The sequence below is a fragment of the Staphylococcus sp. EG-SA-2 genome (assembly GCF_017152085.1).
This window is the reverse complement of record NZ_JACYHC010000687.1, coordinates 1-1,985: the sequence shown is the minus strand read 5'-3', so window position 1 is coordinate 1,985 and position 1,985 is coordinate 1. Positions and strand designations below refer to the sequence as shown.

Sequence of the window (1,985 nt, the reverse complement as noted above, 5' to 3'; positions counted from 1 at the left end):
ATTGCTGATCAAGGTACATCATTCTTTGGTGCTTATGATTTAGCATTATACAAAAACAATACTTTTATAGGGCAACCGTTATGGGGTTCTATCGGCTATACATTACCTGCAACATTAGGTTCACAATTAGCAGACAAAGATCGTCGTAACTTATTATTAATTGGTGATGGCTCATTGCAACTAACTGTTCAAGCTATTTCAACTATGATTAGACAGCATATTAAACCGGTATTATTTGTGATTAATAATGACGGCTATACGGTAGAACGACTTATTCACGGCATGTATGAACCTTATAATGAAATTCACATGTGGGATTATAAAGCTTTACCAGCTGTATTTGGTGGTAAAAATGTTGAAATTCATGACGTTGAATCATCAAAAGATTTACAAGACACGTTTAATGCAATTAATGGTCATCCCGATGTGATGCATTTTGTCGAAGTCAAAATGTCTGTCGAAGACGCACCGAAGAAACTGATCGATATCGCTAAAGCTTTTTCACAACAAAATAAATAATTTCATCGTATACAGGGTATAAGTTTAAGCGAATACTTTATTAAACGAAAAGGACTCTGATATAAGATGATTAATTTTAATAAAACCGCTTTAGTGTTAATCGACCTGCAAGAAGGTATACTTAAGATGGATTATGCGCCACATACAGCTGAAAATGTCGTTCAAAACGCTAATAAATTAATAGATGTTTTTAGAAAAAACAATGGCTTTATCGCTTTTGTTCGCGTGAATTTCTATGATGGTAAAGATGTATTGCAACCAAATGCAATGATCTCATTACCACCAAAAGAAGGCGACGACTACAGTCGTTTCCATCATTTATTAGACAAGAGAGATGACGATTTTGTCATAGACAAACGACATTTTAGTGCATTTGTAGGAACAGATTTGGACTTACAATTGCGACGTCGAGGAATTGATACGATTGTTCTTGGTGGTGTCGCAACGCATATTGGCGTAGATACGACAGCGCGAGATGCCTATCAATTAAACTACAATCAGTTTTTTGTTACAGATATGATGAGTGCACAAAACGAAACGCTACATCAATTTCCAATAGATAATGTATTCCCATTAATGGGACAAACAATAACTACAAACGACTTTCTAAATATATTGAACTAAACATACACTTACCCCCTTCGATCATGTTGAAGGGGGTATCTTTATTTTACAAAGTATTAATACGTCGGGTTGTCTAACCTCCTATCTATAAACTTAGCCTATATCTATTAAATCGTTCTTAACTTACGCCCCTACTACATAAAAAACAGTATTTATTCCGGAATTTTCAAAAAATTTAGTATTTATTGCAAAATTATGTATCACTTTATGTTTAATTTTTGATATTATCTTAATTAAGTAGATTTTTATAAGTTCTAAAAAGGAGAACAAATACATATATGAAGAAGAAACTAACATTTAAAGAAAACATGTTTATAGGTTCTATGTTATTTGGTTTATTCTTTGGTGCCGGCAATCTTATCTTCCCAATACACTTGGGTCAAGCTGCTGGTTCTAACGTTTTTATCGCTAACTTAGGATTTTTAATTACAGCAATTGGCTTACCATTTCTAGGTATCATTGCTATTGGCATTTCAAAGACATCTGGTTTATTTGAAATTGCATCGCGTGTTAATAAAACATATGCTTACATTTTCACGATTGCCTTATATCTAGTTATCGGACCATTTTTCGCCTTACCTAGACTGGCAACGACATCATTTGAAATTGCATTTTCGCCATTTTTATCACCAAAGCAAATCACTTTATATTTATTTATTTTTAGCTTCGTCTTCTTTGTGATTGCATGGTTTTTTGCGAGAAAGCCATCAAGAATTTTAGAATATATCGGTAAATTTTTAAATCCGGTATTCTTAGTATTATTAGCAATTATTTTATTATTTGCTTTTATCCATCCATTAGGTGGCATATCTGATGCACCTATTAGTAAACAATATCAATCA

The 1,985-nt window shown here is 32.9% G+C and carries 2 protein-coding genes and 1 pseudogene; all 3 read left to right on the top strand.

Translation table 11 applies throughout. From position 1 onward, the window contains the following. A partial coding sequence (locus tag IDG60_RS12585; protein WP_206160756.1) for a thiamine pyrophosphate-dependent enzyme occupies positions 1 to 519 on the top strand: 519 nt, incomplete at its 5' end. Positions 520 to 585: 66 nt separating this feature from the next. Continuing rightward, the gene (locus IDG60_RS12580) at positions 586 to 1,143 is read left to right on the top strand and encodes an isochorismatase family protein (protein WP_001557561.1); all 558 of its coding nucleotides are present in this window, start codon (positions 586 to 588) and stop codon (positions 1,141 to 1,143) included. A 278-nt stretch (positions 1,144 to 1,421) separates the two neighbouring features. Next, positions 1,422 to 1,985: pseudogene (gene brnQ1, locus IDG60_RS12575) on the top strand (branched-chain amino acid transport system II carrier protein BrnQ1); the annotation flags it as partial.

Excerpts from the sequence above, each read along its gene's own strand:
- IDG60_RS12580 (WP_001557561.1), top strand. The coding sequence starts at position 586 with ATGATTAATTTTAATAAAACCGCTTTAGTGTTAATCGACCTGCAAGAA.